The sequence below is a fragment of the Pseudorhodoplanes sp. genome, assembly GCF_035565795.1.
Lineage (GTDB): Bacteria > Pseudomonadota > Alphaproteobacteria > Rhizobiales > Xanthobacteraceae > Pseudorhodoplanes.
This window is the reverse complement of sequence record NZ_DATMRV010000057.1, coordinates 1-5,713: the sequence shown is the minus strand read 5'-3', so window position 1 is coordinate 5,713 and position 5,713 is coordinate 1. Positions and strand designations below refer to the sequence as shown.

Below are 5,713 nucleotides of genomic sequence, written 5' to 3'. Positions count from 1 at the left end.
GAGCTGCACGATGATCGCGACCGTGCCCAGCAGCACGAGGCGCATGATCAGTGCGAGCCCGATGCCGATGGTGCGCGCCTTCTGACGATGCTGCTCGGGCAGCTTGTTGGTCAGGATCGCGATGAAGATCAGGTTGTCGATGCCGAGCACCACCTCCATGGCGATCAGGGCCAGAAGAGCGGCCCAGGCGGTCGGATCAGCGGCCAGGCTATAGAGGTAATCCATTTCGCAGCCATCGGGACGTTGCAAACACGCGAGCCGTGGCCGCACCGAGGGGCGGGCGGCGGAGCCATTGACGCACAGAGACCGGATTGGTTCCAGCCCCGTCGACAATGGTAGTTGATCGGACGGCAATCCGCGCCTATCTGGCTGTTATGTCCGAAACCCTTCCGAACGCTGTGTCCCGCCGCATTTCGTGGCCGCTGGTGGCGGTGGGATCGGGCGTTGGAGCACTGGTCGCGATCGCCTGCGCGCTCTGGATCTTTTATGGCACGGCGGTGTTTTTCGAAATCGTTCGTGCAGGCATCGCCGCGTGCTTCTGATTGGTTGATGACCTCCCGATGACCCAGCAGACCACGCGTATCGTCACTGTGATTGCCGCCTTCCTCGGCGGTCTGATCCTGTTTGCGGCCGCGATCTTCATGTTTGCCGGCCGGTTGCCGACGCCGGTCCCGGCGCCCTCGGCGATCGGCGGGCCGTTCAGGCTTGTCGACCAGAACGGCGCTGCCGTCACGCAGGACGATCTCAAGGGCAAGCCGACACTGATGTTCTTCGGCTTCACGCATTGCCCGGACATCTGCCCGACTGCATTGTTCGATATGTCGGAGGTCTACAAGGCGCTCGGACGCGACGGCGACAAGCTCTCTGCGTTCTTCGTCACGGTCGATCCCGAGCGCGATACGCCGGAGATACTCAAGGAGTATCTGTCGAGCTTCGACCCGCGTCTGCGCGGTCTCACCGGCGACGCCGCGTCTGTCGCCGCGATGGAAAAGGCCTACCGGGTCTATTCAAAGAAGATCCCGCTCGATGGCGGCGACTACACCATGGATCACACGGCGCTGGTCTATCTCATGGACAAGGAAGGCCGCTTCGTTGCGCCCTTCAATCTCAAGCGCAAGCCGGAAGAAGCCGCCGCGGATTTGAAGCGGTATCTGTGACGTCACGCCGTCAGTATGGGTTTGGCAGCTCCGTCGCGGTTGCGTGTCGTGACGTGCGTGCGAGGCCGTGCTCGGTCTTTTCCCAGCGATAGGGCGACCGGATCAGCTGGAAGACCGCGCGCCAGGCCGCCCAGGACATCATCAGCCAATAGAACGGCAACAGCAGCAGATAGGGTGCGCTACGCGCGAGCCTGCGCCGCGACAGCCCGACAAAGCCGAGCAGGCCCGAAAACAGGTAGCCGGTGATGAGCGTCGCAAGATAGAGGCCGGCGAAGGCATGTTCGAACACACCCGCCTTGTCCGACCAGAAGAGGCCGGTCGCGACCTGAAAGATCAGCACGCCCATGAAGACGCCGTGTACCAGCGCGGCAAGGACGGCGCCGCCGATCACCAGTTGAAAGACCAGGAAGCCGCCGGGCCGCAGTTCATGCCAGAGCCGAACCGGATTGCGCATGTGCACGGCCCATGTCTGCAGGTAACCCTTGAACCAGCGCGTGCGCTGGTAGAGCCAGGGCATCAGGCGGGCAGGGGCTTCTTCATATGTCGACGATTGCACGAGCGTCGTGTGATAGCCGGCCCGTGCGAGGCGGATGCCGAGGTCGGCGTCTTCGGTGACGTTGTAGGGGTCCCACCCGCCAAGCGCGCGTAAGGTTGGCGCGTGAAAATGGTTCGATGTGCCGCCGAGCGGCAGGGGCATCCGCCACGCGGCAAGGCCGGGCAGGAACACGTCGAACAGCGCGGCATATTCGGCGGTGAACAGCCGCGTGATCCAGTTGTCCCGCGTGTTGTCGATGGTGAGGCGCGCCTGCACGCAGGCGAGACCGGCACCGCCGGCTTCGAACGCCGCCAGCGCGATGCGAAGCTGTTGCGGCTCCGGGCGGTCCTCGGCATCGAAGACCGCGACATAACGGCCGCGGACGAAGGGCAGGGCAGCGTTCAACGCCTTCGGCTTGGTGCGTGGTCCCGCGGTTGGTGCGACGACGATCTCAAACGGCGCGCCGAGATCCATCAGGTCGAGCGCCAGTCGCGTCTCCATGTCGTCGCATTCGACCACGAGTTTGATATCAAGCCGCTCCTTCGGATAGTCGAGGCTGGTCAGCGCGGCGACGAGGTCATGTGCCGATTGCGCCTCCCTGTAGATCGCGACGATGATCGAATAGATCGGCAACGCATCGTCGCCCCGGTTCTGTACTTGCGGAAAGTGCGGGGTGAACGACAGCAGCATGGCGACGACGCGAAGCCCGCTCCAGCCGAGAAAAACAAGCGCGAGCACAATATCAACGGCGACCGTCACGCTGGACTGAACCGCGACCAGGGCCGCGAAGCAGGCCATGCCTGCGGCCAGCCACGCGAGCGGAGTGCGGCTGAAGGTCGTCCCTGCTGACAGGCTCGGGCATTGCGCCCGCAGATCGAATGCTGCGCGGCAGGCGACTGCGACCTCGGCCTCGCGATGAACGAAGTCGCGGACATCGTCCATCGCGGCGATCCGGACCCGGGATTTCATCTCCGGATGGCGTTGCAGCGTCGCGATCAGGAAGCGTGCGGACAGGTGCCAGGGCGCGACCACCCAGGTCAGCTCGCCGCCGCGGCTGATCGGGATGATTCCGCACGCCAGCCCGGCGAGGAGGTCCGTGTCATCGACCGGGCAGGCCGAGCGGGGCGTGTGACGCAGGCTCTCGACCACCAGCCCGTGGTGACGCGCGAATGCGCGGGCATATTCGCGCTCTGTCAGGACACCCTCGGTCACGAGCACGCGGTCGGCGCCGGTGCCGGCTTCCAGGGCGCGCAGCTCCGCCGCGGCCAGCCAGGCCGGAGAAACGAGGTGGCGGACGCAATCGATTTCGGGGCAGCGGGCAAGACGGGCACGAATCCGTGCGTGGTCCGAATCGGGTCTTGAACCCGGCCGCGCTCCGTAAGACATATCGCGCGCATGCCGGCCAGGCGGCTCGGCATGGACTACAGGCCCCTGCATGGCCGCCCCACGACCGCACAAATGCTACGCTAACGAACGACGCTGCCCTGCTATAAAAACGCGAAACTGACCCAGTCGGACAACGAATGCGAGTATTGCCGATCTTCGTAGCGCATTACCACAAGAAAGTGTGGAAATGGCCGGCTGCAATCGCGGTTGCCGCGATCGCCTGGGGCGTCGCGTCCATCCCCGCGGTGGCGCAGCCCCACCTGCCGCCGCCGCGCGAGCTCGCGCCCGCTCCCTCGCCCTATCCGGGATTCTGGGATCCGAAGCGCCGCCCGGAGCGCCCGGACCTGTCGCGCCTGTCGCAAATCCGCTTCATGACCGAGACCGATTATCCGCCGTTCAACTACGCCAATCAGGACGGGCATCCGGTCGGCTTCAATGTCGATCTGGCGCGGCTGATCTGTGACGAACTGAAGATCACCTGCACCATCCAGATGCGCCGGTTCGACACGCTGGTGCCCGCATTGAACGAGAACCGGGGCGAGGCGGTGATTGCGTCGATTGCGGTCAATGCCGCGACCCGCAAGGCCGTGGATTTCACCGACCCGTATTACCGGGTGCCCGCCCGCTTCGCGGCGCTGAAGGCGGCGGCGACGCCCGTTCTCAAGCCGGAGCAGCTGGAGGGCAAGAAGATCGGCGTGGTCGGCGGCAGCGCGCATGAAGCCTATCTCAAGGCGCTGTTCACCGAAGCGCAGCCGGTCGCTTATCTGACCGCCGATGCGACGCGGGATGCGTTGCGGCGCGGCGAAGTCGATTATGTGTTTGGCGACGGCATCGCGCTGTCGTTCTGGATCAACGGCACGGATTCCGGCGGGTGTTGCGCCTTCGCAGGCGGTCCGTTTTTCGAGAGCCAGTATTTCGGGGAAGGCGTCGGGATTGCCGTCAAGAAAGGCAACGAAACGGTGCGCCAGGCCCTGAACTGGGCGCTGTTCCGGCTCTGGGAAAAAGGGCGCTTCACCGATCTGTGGTTGCGCTATTTCCCGGTAAGCCCGTTCTGAACGTAAACTGGAAACATGATGTCCGTGACTGACGCTGCAAGCCTGCGCTCGCTCGCCGAGCAATCCGGTGCCTGGCCGTTCGAGGAGGCGCGCAAGATCGTCGCGCGTCTGAAGAAAAAGCCGAAGGACGAGGTCATCTTCTCGACAGGCTATGGCCCCTCCGGCCTGCCGCATATCGGCACCTTCGGCGAGGTTGCGCGCACAACCATGGTGCGTCATGCCTTCCGCGTTCTGACCGACGACAGGATCAAGACACGGCTGCTCGCGTTCTCGGACGACATGGACGGCCTGCGCAAGGTGCCCGACAACGTGCCGAATGCCGAGATGCTGACGGAAGACCTCGGCAAGCCGCTGACCAGGGTGCGCGATCCGTTCGGCACGCATCCAAGCTTCGGCGCGCACAACAATGCGCGGCTGCGCACCTTCCTCGATACCTTCGGCTTCGAATACGAATTCCTGTCAGCGACCGAGTGCTATACGTCCGGCCGCTTCGACAAGGCGCTGCTGCAGGTGCTGGCGAACTACGACAAGGTGATGGCGATCATGCTGCCGTCGCTGCGCGAGGAGCGCGCGCAGACCTACTCGCCGTTCCTGCCGATCTCCGAACGCACCGGCATCGTGCTGCAGGTGCCGGTGATCGCGCACGACGCAAAAGCCGGAACGATCACCTACGAAGACCCGGACACGAAGGAAAGCATCACGACGCTGGTGACCGGCGGGCGCTGCAAGCTGCAATGGAAGCCCGACTGGGCGATGCGCTGGTACGCGCTCGGCGTCGATTACGAAATGGCCGGCAAGGACCTGATCGATTCAGTGAAGCTGTCGGGCGAGATCAACCGGGCGATCGGCGGCACCCCGCCGGAAGGCTTCAATTACGAACTGTTCCTCGACGAGAAGGGGCAGAAGATCTCGAAGTCGAAGGGAAACGGTCTCACCATCGACGAATGGCTGCGCTATGCGTCGCCGGAATCGCTCTCGCTGTTCATGTATCGCGAGCCGAAGTCAGCAAAGCGCCTGTATTTCGACGTGATCCCGCGCAACGTCGACGAGTATCTGCAATTTCTCGAAGGGTATCAGCGGCAGGACGACAAGCAGCGGCTGTCGAATCCGGTCTGGCATATCCATTCCGGAAATCCGCCGTCGCCGGACATTCCGATCCCGTTCGCGATGCTGCTCAGCCTTGTGACGGCATCGAATGCTGAGAACGCCGAGACGCTGTGGGGCTTCATCGCGCGCTATCGGCAAGGTGTCAGCCCGCAGACGCATCCGAGGCTGAACGCGCTGGTCGGCTACGCCTTGAACTATTACCGCGACTTCGTGCTGCCGGCGAAGCGCTTCCGCGAGCCGACCGATCAGGAGCGCGCGGCGCTGATGGATCTGCGCGATGCGCTCTCGAACATGCCGGTCGATTCGACGCCGGAGGCGATCCAGGACGTGGTCTACGAGATCGGACGCCGCGAGCCGTTCCTCGATGAGAAGAAGAAGGCGAAGGACGGCAAACCCGGCGTGTCGCTCGACTGGTTCAACATGCTCTACCAGGTGCTGCTCGGGCAGGAGAAGGGTCCGCGCTTCGGCTCCTT

At 64.0% G+C, this 5,713-nt stretch carries 6 protein-coding genes; 4 read left to right on the top strand and 2 right to left on the bottom strand.

Going from position 1 to position 5,713, the window contains the following annotated elements; all coding sequences use genetic code 11:
- Positions 1-225 (bottom strand): TerC family protein (locus VNZ93_RS06290; protein WP_414709993.1); only part of this gene is annotated, 225 nt, incomplete at its 3' end.
- A 149-nt stretch (positions 226-374) separates the two neighbouring features.
- Between VNZ93_RS06290 and VNZ93_RS06285 the strand changes: the two genes are divergently transcribed.
- Positions 375-542, top strand: a complete 168-nt coding sequence (locus VNZ93_RS06285; RefSeq protein WP_325701655.1) for a hypothetical protein — start codon at positions 375-377, stop codon at positions 540-542.
- 18 nt (positions 543-560) lie between these two features.
- The gene (locus tag VNZ93_RS06280) at positions 561-1,157 is read left to right on the top strand and encodes an SCO family protein (protein WP_325701651.1); all 597 of its coding nucleotides are present in this window, start codon (positions 561-563) and stop codon (positions 1,155-1,157) included.
- A 10-nt stretch (positions 1,158-1,167) separates the two neighbouring features.
- Here the strand turns inward: VNZ93_RS06280 and VNZ93_RS06275 are convergent, their stop codons facing one another.
- Positions 1,168-3,129: a glycosyltransferase family 2 protein gene (locus VNZ93_RS06275; protein ID WP_325701648.1), complete on the bottom strand. Its 1,962-nt coding sequence runs from the start codon at positions 3,127-3,129 to the stop codon at positions 1,168-1,170.
- Between the two features lie 86 nt (positions 3,130-3,215).
- On the opposite strand from VNZ93_RS06275, the gene VNZ93_RS06270 reads away from it, so the two are divergent.
- Positions 3,216-4,133 (top strand): transporter substrate-binding domain-containing protein, encoded by a 918-nt coding sequence (locus VNZ93_RS06270; protein WP_325701645.1) that lies wholly within the window; start codon positions 3,216-3,218, stop codon positions 4,131-4,133.
- A gap of 18 nt (positions 4,134-4,151) precedes the next feature.
- Positions 4,152-5,713: lysine--tRNA ligase (locus VNZ93_RS06265; RefSeq protein ID WP_325701642.1), on the top strand; the 1,562-nt coding region annotated here is incomplete at its 3' end.

Bases quoted from the DNA above. Each gene is read 5' to 3' on its own strand.
- VNZ93_RS06275 (WP_325701648.1), bottom strand. From the start codon at position 3,129: ATGCAGGGGCCTGTAGTCCATGCCGAGCCGCCTGGCCGGCATGCGCGC.
- VNZ93_RS06285 (WP_325701655.1), top strand. From the start codon at position 375: ATGTCCGAAACCCTTCCGAACGCTGTGTCCCGCCGCATTTCGTGGCCG.
- VNZ93_RS06270 (WP_325701645.1), top strand. From the start codon at position 3,216: ATGCGAGTATTGCCGATCTTCGTAGCGCATTACCACAAGAAAGTGTGG.
- VNZ93_RS06280 (WP_325701651.1), top strand. From the start codon at position 561: ATGACCCAGCAGACCACGCGTATCGTCACTGTGATTGCCGCCTTCCTC.